General features: G+C 50.2%; 15 protein-coding genes and 1 rRNA gene. 7 read left to right on the top strand and 9 right to left on the bottom strand.

Annotated elements, in window-relative coordinates; genetic code table 11:
• The 4 genes from BGK46_RS17690 to BGK46_RS00525 form a co-directional block, all read right to left on the bottom strand.
• Positions 1–354, bottom strand: a 16S ribosomal RNA gene (locus BGK46_RS17690); the annotation flags it as partial.
• Positions 355–900: 546 nt separating this feature from the next.
• On the bottom strand, positions 901–1,446 hold the full coding sequence (hemG, locus tag BGK46_RS00515) for a menaquinone-dependent protoporphyrinogen IX dehydrogenase (protein ID WP_069586515.1): 546 nt from the start codon (positions 1,444–1,446) through the stop codon (positions 901–903).
• Positions 1,447–1,467: 21 nt separating this feature from the next.
• Positions 1,468–2,925: a TrkH family potassium uptake protein gene (locus BGK46_RS00520; protein WP_069586516.1), complete on the bottom strand. Its 1,458-nt coding sequence runs from the start codon at positions 2,923–2,925 to the stop codon at positions 1,468–1,470.
• Positions 2,926–2,992: 67 nt separating this feature from the next.
• Entirely contained in the window at positions 2,993–3,631 is a 639-nt protein-coding gene (locus BGK46_RS00525; RefSeq protein WP_069586517.1) for a YigZ family protein, read from the bottom strand.
• Positions 3,632–3,840: 209 nt separating this feature from the next.
• Here BGK46_RS00525 and fadB point away from each other — a divergent pair, with 209 nt between their 5' ends.
• The 3 genes from fadB (at position 3,841) to BGK46_RS00540 (ending at position 8,347) form a co-directional block, all read left to right on the top strand.
• Positions 3,841–6,018, top strand: coding sequence for a fatty acid oxidation complex subunit alpha FadB (gene fadB / locus BGK46_RS00530; protein WP_069586518.1), 2,178 nt, complete (start codon positions 3,841–3,843; stop codon positions 6,016–6,018).
• Between the two features lie 16 nt (positions 6,019–6,034).
• Positions 6,035–7,198 (top strand): acetyl-CoA C-acyltransferase FadA, encoded by a 1,164-nt coding sequence (fadA, locus tag BGK46_RS00535; protein WP_069586519.1) that lies wholly within the window; start codon positions 6,035–6,037, stop codon positions 7,196–7,198.
• A gap of 156 nt (positions 7,199–7,354) precedes the next feature.
• The gene (locus tag BGK46_RS00540) at positions 7,355–8,347 is read left to right on the top strand and encodes an MDR family oxidoreductase (RefSeq protein WP_069586520.1); all 993 of its coding nucleotides are present in this window, start codon (positions 7,355–7,357) and stop codon (positions 8,345–8,347) included.
• Between the two features lie 130 nt (positions 8,348–8,477).
• On the opposite strand, the gene BGK46_RS17290 is transcribed toward BGK46_RS00540, so the two are convergent.
• Positions 8,478–8,804, bottom strand: coding sequence for a hypothetical protein (locus BGK46_RS17290; protein ID WP_139130700.1), 327 nt, complete (start codon positions 8,802–8,804; stop codon positions 8,478–8,480).
• Here BGK46_RS17290 and tusA point away from each other — a divergent pair.
• Entirely contained in the window at positions 8,803–9,051 is a 249-nt protein-coding gene (gene tusA / locus BGK46_RS00550) for a sulfurtransferase TusA (RefSeq protein WP_069586522.1), read from the top strand. The genes BGK46_RS17290 and tusA overlap by 2 nt on opposite strands.
• A gap of 33 nt (positions 9,052–9,084) precedes the next feature.
• On the opposite strand, the gene BGK46_RS00555 is transcribed toward tusA, so the two are convergent.
• On the bottom strand, positions 9,085–9,645 hold the full coding sequence (locus BGK46_RS00555) for a TMEM165/GDT1 family protein (RefSeq protein ID WP_069586523.1): 561 nt from the start codon (positions 9,643–9,645) through the stop codon (positions 9,085–9,087).
• Positions 9,646–10,021: 376 nt separating this feature from the next.
• Here BGK46_RS00555 and glyQ point away from each other — a divergent pair, with 376 nt between their 5' ends.
• The 3 genes from glyQ to BGK46_RS00570 all read left to right on the top strand — a co-directional run bounded on the left by glyQ (position 10,022) and on the right by BGK46_RS00570 (position 14,606).
• Positions 10,022–10,933, top strand: coding sequence for a glycine--tRNA ligase subunit alpha (gene glyQ / locus BGK46_RS00560; protein ID WP_046074837.1), 912 nt, complete (start codon positions 10,022–10,024; stop codon positions 10,931–10,933).
• Positions 10,934–10,942: 9 nt separating this feature from the next.
• Positions 10,943–13,012, top strand: coding sequence for a glycine--tRNA ligase subunit beta (gene glyS / locus BGK46_RS00565; protein ID WP_069586524.1), 2,070 nt, complete (start codon positions 10,943–10,945; stop codon positions 13,010–13,012).
• Positions 13,013–13,352: 340 nt separating this feature from the next.
• Positions 13,353–14,606 (top strand): valine--pyruvate transaminase, encoded by a 1,254-nt coding sequence (locus tag BGK46_RS00570; RefSeq protein ID WP_069586525.1) that lies wholly within the window; start codon positions 13,353–13,355, stop codon positions 14,604–14,606.
• Between the two features lie 583 nt (positions 14,607–15,189).
• Here the strand turns inward: BGK46_RS00570 and BGK46_RS00575 are convergent.
• The 3 genes from BGK46_RS00575 to BGK46_RS00585 all read right to left on the bottom strand — a co-directional run bounded on the left by BGK46_RS00575 (position 15,190) and on the right by BGK46_RS00585 (position 16,648).
• Complete coding sequence (locus BGK46_RS00575) at positions 15,190–15,627, bottom strand: Hsp20 family protein (RefSeq protein WP_069586526.1); 438 nt, start codon at positions 15,625–15,627, stop codon at positions 15,190–15,192.
• Positions 15,628–15,842: 215 nt separating this feature from the next.
• Positions 15,843–16,241: a VOC family protein gene (locus BGK46_RS00580; protein WP_069586527.1), complete on the bottom strand. Its 399-nt coding sequence runs from the start codon at positions 16,239–16,241 to the stop codon at positions 15,843–15,845.
• A gap of 29 nt (positions 16,242–16,270) precedes the next feature.
• Entirely contained in the window at positions 16,271–16,648 is a 378-nt protein-coding gene (locus BGK46_RS00585) for a VOC family protein (protein WP_069586528.1), read from the bottom strand.
• Between the last annotated feature and the right edge of the window lie 89 nt (positions 16,649–16,737).

Consider the following 16,737-nt stretch of genomic DNA (forward strand, 5'->3'; position numbering starts at 1 on the left):
GTCAGCTTCAGTGTGTGTGAAGAGACATGTGGCTGATCATCCTCTCAAACCAGCTAAGGATCGTCGCCTTGGTAAGCCGTTACCTTACCAACTAGCTAATCCTAACTGGGCCCATCCCGACGCGATAGCTTACATGTAGAGGCCACCTTTGGTCCGTAGACATTATGCGGTATTAGCCGTCGTTTCCAACGGTTATCCCCCTCGTCAGGGCAGGTTCCCAGCCGTTACTCACCCGTCCGCCGCTCGACGTCCAGTAAATCCACCGAAGCTTCAATACTGCCGTTTCCGCTCGACTTGCATGTGTTAGGCCTGCCGCCAGCGTTCAATCTGAGCCATGATCAAACTCTTCAATTAAAGTTTTTTCGAAACCGAAGTTTCAGCTCAATGAATACTGATTACTGTTTATCTCCGAAGAGAAAAACGAATTGACTGTGCCGAATAACTGTAAAAGTTATCGTTTGGTCACTCAGTTCATCGAATAAATCTTTTTGTCTATTCTCAACGAGTGCCCACACAGATTGCATAGGTCAAATTGTTAAAGAGCGTTGACTTGCGAAGCGTTGCTTCGCTCGGTCAGGGCTGCGTATATTACTCGCCTTGCCGATGAAGTCAAGAAGAAATTTTATCTTTTTGTTGATGCCAATCGGCGAAAACAAAACGTCTTTTTGACTCCCCTAACGCGTTGTCGGCGTTAAGTAGGTGGGCTATCTTAATCATTTAAAAACTGACGTCAAGCGTTTATTTTTATTTGATTTTTTGCCCCGACATGGCCGCTGAGCGCTTGCCCTGTGTGCCGTGTCGATGGAGGCGCATTATAGAGAAGTTGCTCACCTTGGCAAGAGGGAAAAGCGACTTTTTTTAGAAAAAGCCGCTGTTCGGTCAAACAATCAGCGTTATGGCCTAAAAGCGGGCAAATTGCTCGCTGAATTCCGCCACTTTACGCCAATCCGTGTATTCCACTTCCTTGGTGGTGTCCGTTTCCCCACCCGTAATATGCATGATAAAGCGAATCATCACTCGATCGAACCATTTATAGCGTGGGTAGTAGAGTGCGCCCGCAAACACACCATGCAGTTCAGGGGTCCACGGTGACTTCTCGATAAACTTACGGCTATAAGCGCTGGTCTCTGGTGTGTCTTTGCCCGGTTTACGCGCAGTGAGATTGACACTAAAGAATGCAGCTTTCGCCGCTTTGAGCTGTTCAACATGCGTATTGATAAATTGGTACAGCTTTTTATTAAAGTGGCCATATCGGATAGACGCGCCAATCAGCACGCGATCATAATGACTGAGATCGACCTGAGGAAGCTGATGAATATCCTTTATCTCACACTCCGCCGACTCACCCAGCTGTTTCTCGATAAAATGCAGGATCTTCTTGGTCTGCCCTTCTCGGCTAGAGTGCAGTAGTAAGACCTTTTGCGTTGCATCCTGTTGCGCGCTCATGTTCTCTCCTTCCCCATTCGGCTAGCTGCGCCAGAATGTGGGCGTAAATAAAACCAATAACGTGAATATCTCTAAACGGCCAAAAAGCATCGCGAGGATCAATACCCATTTGGCCGTATCATTAATATCACCAAAGTGAGCGGCCACTTCTCCGAGTCCCGGTCCTAAGTTATTGAGGGTCGCAGCAACCGCAGAAAAAGCGGTTAATTCTTCAATCCCCGTCGCAATTAAGGCCAACATGCAAATGACAAAGACCAGCGCGTAAGCCGAGAAGAAGCCCCATACGGCATCGACCACTTGTTGCCTTAGCGCCTTATTCCCGACTTTGATGGTATAGACCGCACGAGGGTGCACTAACCGTTTTAGCTCCCGTGTCCCTTGCAGAGAGAGCAACAGAATACGGATCACCTTCATCCCGCCACCAGTTGAGCCAGCACAGCCACCAATAAACGATGAAAACAAGAGTAAAACGGGGAGGAACAACGGCCAATGGGCGAACGTCGTCGTGGTATAGCCAGCAGTGGTCGAGATAGAGACAGACTGAAACAAGGCTTGGGTTAATGTCTCTGTCGGACCGTCGTACACTTGGTGCCCGCTTAGCATGGTAAAGACCACCAGCCATAATAAGAACTGAATCACCAAAAAGGCGCGAAACTCAGGGTCACGGAGATAAAATTTAATGTTCAGACCATTATTGGCAAACGCGGCAAAATGCAACGAGAAATTACATGCAGAGATGAGCAGAAAGACAACCGTGATCAGGTTGATGGCGGTGCTATCAAAATGTCCAATACTGGCATCATGGGTCGAAAAGCCCCCAATCGCTACAGTAGAAAAACTGTGCCCAATTGCATCAAAGGCTGACATACCGGCTAGCCAATAGGCCAACGCACAGCTCACGGTCAAGGTCAGATAAATGTACCAAAGCACCTTGGCTGTCTCGGCTATTCGCGGTGTCATCTTGGTATCTTTGACAGGACCAGGGATTTCCGCACGATAAAGCTGCATTCCCCCGATACCGAGCACAGGCAGAATCGCCACCGCTAACACAATGATCCCCATGCCGCCGAGCCATTGTAGTAATTGACGATAAAATAAAATCGCTTTGGGAAGCTCATCCAACCCCACAATCACGGTTGCACCCGTTGTGGTTAAGCCTGAAAAAGATTCGAAAAAGGCTTCGCTGACGGAAAGATCGGGTTGCTCCGAGAGTATCAAAGGTACCGCGCCCGCGCTGCCAATCACCGTCCAAAACAAGACCACAATCAAAAAGCCGTCACGCGCTTTTAGCTCATGTTTATTGCGACGGTTTGGAAACCACAGCAACCCACCGCCGGCAAGCAACAGAAAGAAGGTTAGTACGAAAGGATAACCTGCACCGTCTCGATATATAAACGCGACCAGCGCTGGTGCGAGCATGGTTATGCTGAACAGGGCCAGCAGGAGTCCGACGATGCGGGTGATGGAACGAAATTGCATAGCCTGACGTGGCCCTCTTATCGGCGACAGTATTTAACTGACGTCTCGTCGTTACACGTAAAGCAGGCTAGGTGCCTGACGTTGATTCATTTTCCAGCGGAGACACAAGGGCCTGGCCGCGGGTCTGGTTTTTTAATGCTTCTAGAAAATCTGCGACAAATCGCGCGTCAATGCGCACAGTTAATCGCACATTATGACTGAATTCTGCATCAAGCTGAACGCCATGGTATTGCTTGAGTAAGGATTCAATTGTATCAATGTGAGCATATTCACAGCTTAAGACATAAGGAACCGTAACAGCGATTTCTCGCGTTTCCATCATCATCAACGCTTGTTGCACACTACTTCCGTATGCTTTCACCAAGCCACCGGTACCCAGCTTTACCCCACCGAAGTATCGCACCACCACCGCACAAATTTCACCGACATTCGCACCGGAAAGCTGCGCGAGCATGGGCTTACCCGCCGTCCCGGCAGGCTCACCATCATCGCCACATCCCCACTGTACGGAGGATTCAGGCCGACCCGCGACGAATGCCCAACAGTGATGACGTGCATCTGGATAGGTCTCACGGATAGATTGAATAAATTGTTTGGCGTCTTCTTCTCCTTGCGTATGAGCAAGGTAGGTAATGAAGCGACTTTTCTTTATCTCCTGCTCACAGCGGACTGTTTGAGCAGGAACCCGATAGGGAGTGATGGACATACACAGCTCGACCCAATACTTTTCCCCGTCAGTCTACCATAGCCCATCAGAGAATAACGCAGTGTAAAGCTTCTACTCACACCACATATTTTAAACATTCGTTTAACTTTTGGTTGTCATTTCTTATAACAATGATCCACACTAGGTCGCATCTGGTCTAACCAGAACACTCTTCAACCAGGATGGTACTGCCAACGTGGAGAACGACCATGATCTACCAAGGAGATAACCTTTCAGTTCGTGCATTGGATAACGGCATTGCAGAACTGACGCTGGACAGCCAAGGTTCTGTCAACAAACTGGATCTTGCAACGCTAGAAAGCTTAAACGAAGCGCTGGAAGCGCTTGCGGGCCAAGACATTAAAGGCTTACTACTCACCTCAGCCAAATCAGCCTTTATTGTAGGCGCGGATATTACAGAATTTCTCGGCCTTTTTGCCAAGCCAGATCAGGAACTGTCTGACTGGGTGGCACGTGCTAACGCTATTTTTAACCGCTTGGAAGACCTACCTTTCCCAACGATCAGTGCCATTAATGGCCATGCTCTTGGCGGTGGTTGTGAGTGCGTACTCGCCACTGACTTACGCGTGGCGAGCACTGACGCCCGTATCGGTCTACCCGAAACCAAACTCGGTATTATGCCGGGCTTTGGAGGGACCGTTCGTTTGCCACGTCTTGTCGGCGCAGATACCGCAATGGAGCTGATTACCGCAGGAAAAGACAAGCGCGCCAGTGCTGCGTTGAAAGAGGGACTGGTCGACGCGGTGGTAGAGAGCGACAAACTGCGTGATGCCGCAATAGCCATGCTTACTCAAGCCATTGAAGGCAAGATTGATTGGCAAACCCGCCGCCATCAAAAACAACAACCTTTAGCCCTTAATCGCACCGAAGCGGCGATGAGCTTTACCATGGCCAAAGGCATGGTCGCTCAGGTTGCTGGCAAGCATTACCCCGCTCCGATGGCGGCCGTTAAGGCGATTGAAGAAGCCGCAAGCCTAGGACGTGATGAGGCGCTTGAGGTTGAGAACCGTTACTTTGTTAAATTGGCCAAGACTGACGTTGCCAAAGCCCTTGTGGGGATTTTTCTCAATGACCAAGTCATTAAGGGCAATGCAAAGAAAGCAGCCAAACAAGGTAAAGATACGCAGCGTGGAGCTGTGCTCGGCGCAGGCATCATGGGCGGCGGTATCGCGTATCAATCCGCGCTGAAAGGCGTGCCGGTAATGATGAAAGACATCGCGCCCCAGTCATTGGAACTGGGCATGACGGAAGCGACCAAGTTGTTGAATAAGCAACTTAGCCGCGGTCGCATTGATGGCTTTAAAATGGGCCAAGTGCTGTCATCAATCACTCCAAGCCTCCACTATGCGGGCATTGAGCACAGCGATGTCGTGGTCGAGGCTGTGGTCGAGAACCCGAAAATCAAAGCGAGCGTACTCAAAGAAGTGGAAGCGCTAGTCAGTGACGATACGGTGATTGCCTCTAATACCTCCACCATTCCAATTAACACCCTCGCCAAGTCTTTGGCCCGCCCAGAAAACTTCTGTGGCATGCACTTCTTTAACCCGGTTCATCGCATGCCATTAGTGGAAGTGATTCGTGGCGAGAAAACCTCTGATGAAACCATCGCGCGCGTGGTGGCTTATGCCGCCAAGATGGGTAAATCGCCCGTGGTCGTCAACGACTGCCCCGGCTTTTTCGTCAACCGCGTATTGTTCCCCTACTTCCATGCCTTTAGCTTGCTACTGCGTGACGGAGTGGACTTCCAGCGCATTGACAAAATCATGGAAAAACAATTTGGCTGGCCTATGGGCCCTGCTTATCTGCTTGATGTGGTTGGTATCGATACCGCACATCATGCTCAGGCAGTGATGGCAGAAGGCTTCCCAGACCGCATGAGTAAGTCTGGCCGTGATGCCATTGATGTGATGTATGAGGCCGAGCGCTTTGGTCAGAAAAATGGCAAAGGCTTCTATCGCTACACCACAGACAAAAAAGGCAAGCCGAAAAAAGAAGCCGATGAAGCAGCCCCTGCGTTGCTCGCCCCCGTGATTGAAGGTGGTCAAGCAGAGATCAGTGACGAGGATATTATCGCTCGTATGATGGTGCCGATGATCAACGAAGTCGCCCGCTGCTTGGAAGAAAACATCATTGCCTCTCCGGCAGAAGCAGACATTGCTTTGGTTTACGGTATCGGCTTCCCTCCATTCCGAGGTGGTGCCTTCCGATACGTGGATACCTTGGGTGTCGAAAACTATGTCGCCATGGCAGAAAAGTTTGCGGATCTCGGTGCCTTGTATCACGTCCCCGCTGATATGAAACGTCGAGCTGGCGATAAACAGGCTTACTTTGATGTCACACCGGTCAACGCACCGCAATCAGCCTAAGTTTAAGGAGAGAACAATGAACAATGTAGTGATCGTTGACTGTATCCGTACCCCCATGGGCCGTTCGAAAGGCGGTGTATTTCGCAACGTCCGCGCTGAAGATCTATCCGCGCATCTGATGAAATCTCTGCTGGCACGCAACCCTGCGGTAGAAAGCACCAGCATCGAAGACATCTACTGGGGCTGTGTACAGCAAACGCTCGAGCAAGGTTTTAATATTGCCCGTAATGCGGCACTCCTTGCTGGCATTCCACATAGCGTGGGTGCAACCACCGTCAACCGCCTGTGTGGCTCGTCGATGCAGGCTCTCCATGACGCCGCCCGTGCCATTATGGTTGGCGATGGCGATACCTTTTTAATTGGTGGTGTGGAGCACATGGGCCATGTTCCCATGAACCATGGCGTCGACTTCCACCCAGGGCTGTCAAAATCCGTCGCCAAAGCCGCCGGTATGATGGGACTGACCGCAGAAATGCTTGGCCGTATGCACGGCATTAGTCGTCAAATGCAAGATGAGTTTGCGGCGCGCTCCCATGCCCGTGCGCACGCCGCTACCGTTGAAGGCCGCTTTAAAGACGAGATTGCGCCGATTGAAGGCCACGATGCCGATGGCCTGCTCACCTTGGTGGAAAATGATGAAGTGATTCGTCCAGAGACCACCGTAGAGAGCCTCGCCGGTTTGCGTCCCGCCTTTGATCCGGCAAACGGCACAGTGACAGCAGGTACTTCATCGGCCCTTTCGGATGGTGCAGCAGCAATGCTAGTGATGAGTGAAGAAAAAGCCAAAGCGCTAGGCCTGCCAATTCGTGCTCGCATCCGCGCGATGGGTGTTGCAGGTTGTGACCCATCCATCATGGGCTATGGCCCGGTCCCAGCGACCAAAAAAGCGCTCAAACGTGCGGGCCTAAGCATCGATGACATTGACTTGGTCGAACTGAATGAGGCATTTTCTGCCCAGTCTTTGCCTTGTGTGAAAGATCTCGGCCTGATGGATAAAATGGATGAAAAGGTTAACCTCAATGGAGGCGCCATTGCGTTAGGACATCCATTAGGGTGTTCAGGCGCACGCATCTCGACCACCTTGTTACATCAAATGGAGCGTCAAGATGCGACAATAGGCTTGGCAACCATGTGTATTGGCTTAGGCCAAGGAATTGCCACCGTGTTCGAACGCGTGTAATGCCTTCCTTGTGACCATGAAAGAGCGGTGTTTACCGCTCTTTTTTTTAGGTTGCGTCTAACGGCGTTCAATCGCATAGTGATTGATGTAACGCAAGTGGTTGCTTATTCGCACGGCCTAGTATGGCCGCTCACTTATTCCAACCGGGAGAATGCCATGTTTAACGCGCTTGTCCTCGAACAACACGAAAAACAAACCCTCGCGAAGATCACCTCACTCGATGACGATTTGCTGCCTGATGGTAATGTCACCGTCAATGTTGATTTCAGCTCCCTCAATTATAAAGACGGCCTAGCCATCACCGGCAAAGGTAAGATTGTTCGCCAATTCCCCATGGTGCCGGGGATAGACTTTGCGGGCACGGTTGCCGATAGCCAGCATCCTGACTATATGCCCGGAGACAAAGTAGTACTGACTGGCTGGGGCGTCGGAGAGTCACACTGGGGTGGCATGGCCGAGAAAGCGCGTGTTAATGGCGACTGGCTCGTTCCCCTCCCTGAGGGCCTCACTGAGCAACAGGCAATGATGGTAGGTACCGCTGGGTTTACCGCCATGTTATGTGTACAAGCCTTAATCGATGGCGGCGTAAAACCTGAAGATGGTCCTGTGTTGGTCACCGGCGCGAGTGGCGGCGTTGGCTCTGTCGCGGTCACCTTATTGCATGCTTTGGGCTATCGCGTCAGTGCAGTCACAGGCCGACTTGAAGCCAACCAAGCGTGGCTTAAGCAACTAGGCGCTGACGACGTGCTACCGCGTGAGTCCTTTAGCGCACCCGGTCGCCCGCTGGACAAGCAACAGTGGGCTGGCGCAATTGATACCGTCGGCAGTCAAATGCTTGCCAATGTCCTCTCACAAATCCAGTACGGGGGGACGGTCGCCGCATGCGGCCTTGCCGGCGGTTTTGATTTACCCGCAACTGTGATGCCGTTTATTTTGCGCAATGTGCGATTGCAAGGTGTTGACTCCGTTTCTTGCCCGAAAGCGCAACGTCAAGCTGCGTGGCAGTCACTTACCAAGCTACTCCCAGCCAGTTACTTTGAACAGGCATGCCACACTATCGCACTGGCGCAAACCCCAGAATATGCGGATAAAATTATTCAGGGCGAGGTGAAAGGCCGCGTGGTGATTGATATCGCTCACCAAGGCTAATCCACGCAAAAAGGCCAATCTTTGTTACAGGTTGGCCTTTTTTGGTGACGTACAGACAAAAAAAATCCCGCTCCGAAAGCGGGGAAGCCCAAGAAAACTGGGAGTGAGTGTAGCTGTTGAGTGAGTTAGCCTAGTCAGGCTGCGAACGTGGTGTCGAAGTGGCTAAAGTTTCCACCAATAGCCCCAGCGCTGCAGCGCAAATTGCTAGTGTTGCCAAGAGAGCATGCTCATGACTTTGCGTTAATTCCCAAAAAGCGAGTCCGCTCAGCCCTGTGTAAGTTGCGATACGGTGTCCATAAGCCAAGCCCAATTTGCCCGTTTGTGCTTTTCTCATGACTTCGCCTTTCGTTAACGACTTGTTAATTAATCTACACATTCTTTTTACAAACACAACCCTGTTTGAATAATTCCTCGCCATAAGTATGATCAGACCGACATTTTTCGAGGTATTTAACATGACTGCCCCTTTTGACCATGCCGATCTCCAACTTGATGCCATAGGCCTACGTTGCCCCGAGCCAGTAATGATGGTGCGTAAGCGTATCCGCCATATGGATGACGGTCAGACCTTGCTTATCACCGCGGATGATCCCTCCACGACACGGGATATCCCGAGTTTTTGTCGCTTTATGGACCATACCTTGGTCGCAGCCCAAACAGAGACCGTGCCGTTTCAATTTTTGATCAAAAAAGGGCTGGCATAACGCCAACCCTTATCGAACCATCATTGTCTTGCGCTAACTCAGTAGATACCAGGTATCAAGGACAGCCAACGCCGCAAACATGGCTGCGGCGAGCGCCCGTACCACCGCAAATGGCACATGACGTTGAATTCTATCACCGGCCAACACCACGGGAACATTGGCCAATAGCATGCCAATGGTTGACCCAATCACCACAATCCAAAGCGCATCATTAAACTGAGCGCCCAATGCTGTGGTTGCGATCTGAGTTTTATCGCCGATTTCTGCAACAAAAAAGGCACTGAAGCTCGCCCAGAAAGCACTTTTACCCTGAATCCCTTCTTCCTCAAGCTTGTCAGGGATCAGCATCCATACCGCCATCACGCTAAAACTGATGATCAAAACAATATGCAATAAGGTATCGGTCAGTATATCGGCCGCGACCACCCCGAGCCAGGCGGCAATGGCGTGGTTGACTAACGTCGCCACGAAAATAGCAAAGATAATCACCGCGGGCTTACGAAAACGTGTCGCTAACGCCAGCGATAGTAGTTGGGTTTTATCCCCGATTTCCGCCAAGGTGACGGTGGAGATAGAAATAGCAAGAACGCTCATGACATTACTCATCTGGGGCAGGGCTTATTATGATTCAACCACGACAACACACACGCCCCACCCCGGTTCGTGCGATTGTCGTTGGTCTCGTCAAGCCCAGAGCACCTAATGGCAGGCTTGCAATCACCATGAAGATTTTGCTTCAACTATGTTGATGATTGCCCCACTGACTGTGCAGTGGTCGACTACTCCCCAAGACGGCGCTAGTGTACGATTTGAACAATCGCTTGGCAACTTCTATTCCTCCTCCCTCTATATGCAGAAAATAAGCGAATCAAAGGCGCACAAAAATCCGCCAGCCCCCTACTGCTTGAGCGCACTGCGAGTTATAATTGCCAGCTATTTTCTCCATTCATCAACTCGCGCGAACCTGACAATGCATAAATTCGATATCAAAACCTTTCAGGGTATGATCCTCGCGCTGCAGGATTATTGGGCCCAGCAAGGCTGTACCATTGTTCAGCCGCTAGACATGGAAGTGGGTGCAGGTACCTCCCACCCAATGACATGCTTGCGTGCACTTGGTCCAGAGCCTATTGCAGCGGCTTACGTTCAACCTTCTCGTCGTCCTACCGATGGGCGTTATGGCGAGAACCCGAACCGTCTGCAGCACTACTACCAGTTTCAAACCATCCTGAAACCGTCACCCGATAACATTCAAGAGCTGTATTTGGGCTCGCTGCGTGTGCTGGGTATTGATCCAGAAGTCCACGACATTCGCTTTGTGGAAGATAACTGGGAAAACCCAACGCTTGGCGCCTGGGGCCTAGGCTGGGAAGTCTGGCTTAACGGGATGGAGATCACCCAGTTTACCTACTTCCAACAAGTCGGCGGGCTGGAATGTAAGCCGGTGACTGGTGAGATTACCTACGGTATCGAACGTCTGGCGATGTACATTCAAGAAGTCGATTCTGTGTATGATCTGGTTTGGACCGATGGCCCATTTGGCAAAGTGACCTACGGCGATATTTTCCACCAAAACGAAGTGGAGCAATCGACCTACAACTTTGAACACGCTGATGTTGATTTTCTGTTCCGCTACTTTGATCAGTGCGAAGCCGAAAGTACCAAGCTACTGGATCTCGAGCAGCCGCTCCCTTTGCCTGCTTACGAACAGATCCTAAAAGCCGGTCATGCGTTCAACCTGCTGGATGCGCGTAAAGCCATCTCAGTGACTGAACGTCAACGCTATATTCTGCGCATTCGCACACTGACTAAACGTGTCGCCGAAGCCTACTACGCATCTCGCGAAGCGCTGGGCTTCCCGATGTGCCGACACACCAAATAAGGGAGCATCATGGCAACGCAAAATTTCCTGATTGAGCTCGGCACTGAAGAGCTACCACCCACAGCCTTGCGCACCTTGGCTGAAGCTTTTGCCAGCCAATTCGACGCACAATTGAAAGACGCTGATCTGAGCCACCAAGGGATTACTTGGTACGCCTCCCCACGTCGCTTAGCACTTAAAGTTGCGGCGTTGAGCGATCGCCAGCCAGATAAAGTGGTTGAGAAACGCGGACCTGCGGTCAGCGCCGCCTTTGACGCAGATGGCAACCCCACCAAAGCGGCCATGGGTTGGGCGCGCGGTAACGGGATTGACGTGAGCGAGGCCGAGCGCCTAAAAACCGATAAAGGTGAATGGTTGCTGTATCGTCAACACGTACCCGGTCAAGCCATCGACGCCTTATTGCCGGTACTGGCCGACAACGCCCTGAGCAAACTGCCTATTCCTAAACCCATGCGCTGGGGTGACAAAGACACCCAGTTTATCCGCCCAGTGAAAACCTTAGTGATGCTGTATGGGGACACCTTGATTGAAGGCACCATCCTTGGCGTGGCATCCGATCGCGTGATTCGCGGTCACCGCTTTATGGGTGAATCGAGCTTAACGCTGGATCATGCTGACCAATACCCAGAGCGCCTCGAGCGTGAAGGTAAGGTCATGGCCGATTATGAAAAGCGTAAGGCATTGATTATTAAAGATGCCAAAGCAGCAGCTGCCGCGGTTGGTGGGATGGCTGAGCTGGATGAAGACTTGGTTGAAGAAGTCACTTCACTGGTGGAGTGGCCAGTGGTACTGACTGCCTCTTTTGAGGACAAGTTCCTTAAAGTGCCATCAGAAGCGCTGGTGTACACCATGAAAGGCGACCAAAAGTACTTCCCTGTCTATGACGCTAACGGCGAGCTACTGCCTAAGTTTATCTTCGTATCTAACATTGAATCGAAAGATCCGACGCAGGTTATCTCAGGGAATGAAAAAGTCGTGCGTCCTCGCCTCGCGGATGCTGAGTTCTTCTTTGATACTGACCGCAAGCGCCCATTGATTGATCGCCTGCCAGAGCTAGATAGCGCGGTATTCCAAAAGCAATTGGGTACCATCAAAGATAAAACCGATCGCATTACTGCACTCGCAGGACAGATTGCAGAGCGTATCGGTGCCGACAAGGCACACACTGAGCGCGCAGGCCAACTGGCTAAGTGTGATCTCATGACCTCGATGGTGTTTGAGTTCACAGAAACCCAAGGCGTGATGGGCATGCACTATGCGCGTCATGATGGCGAGCCCGAAGCCGTAGCGCTGGCGCTGAATGAGCAATACTGGCCGCGCTTTGCCGGTGATAAGCTGCCTACGACGCCGGTTTCCTCAGCACTCGCGATGGCTGACAAAATGGATACCATCGTGGGCATCTTTGGGATTGGTCAAGCACCTAAAGGCAGCGACCCCTTCGCCCTGCGTCGTGCCGCGTTAGGCGTCCTGCGTATTATCGTCGAGAACGGCTATCAGCTTGATCTTGTCGACCTCATCCGCGATGCCAAAGCTCAGTACGATGACCGTCTGACTCACAAAGAGGTAGAGGCGGATGTCCTCGACTTTATGCTAGGTCGTTTCCGCGCTTGGTACCAAGATATGGGCTATAGCGTGGATATCATCCAAGCGGTGTTGGCACGTCGTCCAACCAAGCCTGCTGACTTTGACAGTCGCGTTAAAGCGGTGTCGCACTTCCGCAGTCTTGAAGAAGCCGAAGCACTGGCTGCGGCCAATAAGCGAGTGGGTAATATCTTGGCCAAGTATGACGGCGAGCTTCCTAGCAGCGTCGATACTAGCTTGCTCCAAGAAGACGCTGAAAAAGCATTGGCGGACGTAGTGGCAGAGAAAGTCGCCGCGGTTAAACCTTTATTTGCTGACAGCGATTATCAAGGCGCGTTGACCGAGCTGGCGCAATTACGCACACCGGTTGATACCTTCTTTGATAACGTGATGGTCATGGCAGATGATCCTGCACTGAAAGCCAACCGTTTGGCGATGCTTCACCTTATCCGTGAGCAGTTCCTCAACGTGGCAGATATCTCTGTTCTACAGAAGTAATTATCAGCAATACACGACTCGGCCCCGCTATAACGCGGGGCTTTTTTATTGAATTAAGGTGTATCTACTCTTAACGCCTTACCCGTGATTGTCTCTCCCTATCCAATCCATCGCATGATTGTCGAAGCGTCCTGATGGTTTCACGTGGAACAATCAGCGCCTAAATCACTGCTGCAATGGTTCGGTCAAGGTGTACCGATAACGTAACAAGTCCGTCAATCGCACGGCCTATTGATTATCCGATAACGAGCTCTCGATACTTTCTTTTGCACAATAGATTGTTGTATGTTGATGGCTGTTTAACCATAACAACAAACACCGAACCTTGAAGGCAGTAACCATGGAAGTCACTCACTTTGGCGAGAAGCTCGCTAACCACTCAGGCATCACGCAACTAATGGACGATCTGAATGATGGCTTACGTAACCCAGACGCCATTATGTTGGGTGGCGGCAACCCTGCAGCCATCCCAGAAATGCTCGAGTATTTTAAAACGCTTAGCCAGTCAATGTTGGAAGATGGCAGCCTATTACATGCCATGACCAACTATGATGGTCCCCAAGGTAAATCAGCATTGCTCAATGCGCTCGCTGAACTTCTTAATCAGACCTATGGCTGGCAACTCTCAAGCAAGAACATCATGCTGACCAATGGTAGCCAAAGTGCATTCTTCTATCTGTTTAACCTATTAGCTGGACGCTACGCCGATGGTAGCCACAAAAAAATCTTGCTGCCCCTTGCGCCCGAATATATCGGTTATGGTGACGCCGGTATCAACGACGATATCTTTGTTAGCTACCAACCTGACATTGAATTATTGGATAACCGCCAATTTAAGTACCACGTCGATTTCAGTCGCCTAAAGATTGATGAAAGCATTGGCGCCATCTGTGCTTCCCGACCGACTAACCCGACCGGGAACGTGTTAACCGATAACGAAATTCAACAACTGGACCAACTCGCACGCGACAACAATATTCCACTAATCATCGATAACGCCTATGGCACGCCCTTCCCTGATATTATTTTTGAAGACGTTGCACCGTTCTGGAATGAAAACACCATCCTCTGCTCTAGCCTCAGTAAGCTAGGGTTGCCGGGTGTGCGTTGTGGGATTGTGATTGCGAATGAAGCCGTGATCAGTGCGATGTCAAATATCAACGGCATCGTCAGTCTGTCACCAAACAGTGTGGGGCCAGCAATGGCGCTAGCGATGATAGAACGCGGTGATCTATTACGCTTAAGTAAAGATGTCGTTCGCCCTTTCTACCAACAAAAGTCGCAGCGCACATTAAAGATGGTGCTGGAAACCATTAACGATGAGCGAGTTCGTGTTCATAAGCCAGAAGGAGCTATCTTCCTTTGGCTCTGGTTTAACGATCTCCCAATCTCCACCCAAGAGTTATATAAACGCTTAAAGGCCCGCGGTGTACTGGTTGTCCCCGGAGAGTATTTCTTTATTGGTGTCGATCACGAAGGCTGGGATCATGCTAAGCAATGCATTCGCATGAACTATGTCCAAGAAGATGATGACATGCAACAAGGTATAAAAGTGATTGCCGAAGAAGTCGCGCGCGCCTACAACGAAGGATAAATGTTGGTTTCACGTGGAACATAGGTACACACATGTTCCACGTCAAACCTCTTATTACGCCTCTTGCCAACGCGAAAACGCTCTATACTATTTCCCTTCTCGCCGCTATCTAACCTGCCCATTTTTGCTAATTGCTGAAAGACGACTTTGCCCTTCATCAGCCCAAGCCCTGACTATTGGTTGTTCAACCTACAGAACGAATCCGCACGTTATATATCAAAGTGCCGTTAACAGGCACATCGTTTGGTTTGGTTTGGTTTGGTTTGGTTTGGTTTGGTAAATGATATTGAATCGTTCGTAAAGCTAATCCAAAGGTTCCACGTGAAACCTATCGCCTTAGTCTGTGCAACTCAGATTCTTTTTCACGGCTCGACCACGCGCTTTTTTAAACACAGGCCGTAATAGTAGGTTCAACCCGCGGCGTCATTAGCGAGCGATAACCGCCCACAAGTACAGGTAAAGGGAACGTGTCTATAAAGCGAAGATGCAAAGCAGGCTTGCGAATCAGAACACCACAATTCTCTAGCCACAAAAAAGGGCAGCCATGCTGCCCTCTCCTTTTTCGTATCGTTCTGGCCGACACTTACTCAACGTTTTCGAGTAAACGGCTACCGATTTCGATGCGACGAGGTTTTTCCTCTTCAGGCACCTCACGCACTAAATCAATATGAAGCATGCCGTTTTCCATTTCCGCCCCCATCACTTTAATGTGATCGTCGAGGTGGAACTTGCGTTCGAAATCACGCTCAGCAATACCCTGATACAAGAACTTCGTATCTTGATTACGGCTGTGTTTTTTACCTGCAACCGTGAGGCTGTTTTTTTGCTGAGTAATGTCTACTTCGTCTTGGCTAAAGCCAGCGACCGCCATGGTAATTCGGTATTGGTTCTCTTTGCCTTGCTCAATGTTGTAAGGAGGAAAACCACCTGCGTTTGACGCATTCGTGTTTTCAACCAAATCGAACAAACGGTCAAAACCAATTGCGGTACGATAGAGTGGAGAGAAATCAAAGTTACGCATAATCTTACCCTTCCTATGAAGCAATAAAATCTAAATAACGGCTTTCCAACTTGGACAAGCCCCCGGCGACCCAATGGCATCGCCTCATTACTCTATATAAGGTTGCGCGATTTGATTTCAAGCCTCGTCGAGCGATTTTTTATCATCGCCTCTCGTGTCACTGGTTAATCCATCAATACAGGTGCGTTTAAATATCCTCTGATCGTTTTGATAAACTACGACTCAGGATGATGGCATACCGCTTCAATGTTATTGCCGTCTGGATCAATAAGAAATGCACCAAAGTAATGGTTGTGATACATAGGCCTAAGACCTAGCTTACCATTATCCATTCCCCCAGCCTTCATTCCAGCATCGTAAAACGCCTCCACTGTCACTCTTGTTGGTGCTGAAAATGCGATATGACGAGGGGTATAGGGAGTCTGGGTTTCTATCACCCAAAAGATGGGCCGATCGCTTGGTCCAAAAGCACACATTCGCTGAGTCGGAAAATCAGTATTCCATTCTGCAACAAACTCCATTTGGATCGCATAACCGAGCGGCTCAAACACCGAACGATAGAATTCTTTAGTCGCCGAGAAATTCGTTGCGTAAGTACTTAAATGATCGATCATAATTGCTCCTCATTAGGATAGCAGTATGCTTAATCAATAGGCGCTACGCGCACGAAATGCCCATCAGGATCTTGAATCACGAAGGTTCGGCCAAACACATCATCGTAAGGAGGTTGAACAACATTGATGGTTAGGTTGTTCGACCATTGGTCAAAAACGGCATCAACGTCATCATTGGTGGGCACCATAATGCCAATTTCGCTTAGTCGTGTGATTGATGGTGAGGGCTGCTCGCCGCCGGTCCACAACGCGAACAAAGCATCGCCCTGCTCAGAGGCAGAAAAGGCGACGTATCTTGGGCTGGTAAACACTGGCTCACACTGAAACAGTTGCTGGTAGAAACTCACGGAACGGTCAATATTAGACACATAAACCAGTTGGAGATTAGCACGCGTTTTTATAGACATCAGGCTTCCTATCACTTTGTCGTTACGGAGCTATTGAGTCTACTCACCCACAAAAAAACTGTATATAAAAGGCTCTTCACCGGATGTGG

The organism is Salinivibrio sp. SS2, from assembly GCF_001722075.1.
GTDB lineage: Bacteria > Pseudomonadota > Gammaproteobacteria > Enterobacterales > Vibrionaceae > Salinivibrio > Salinivibrio proteolyticus.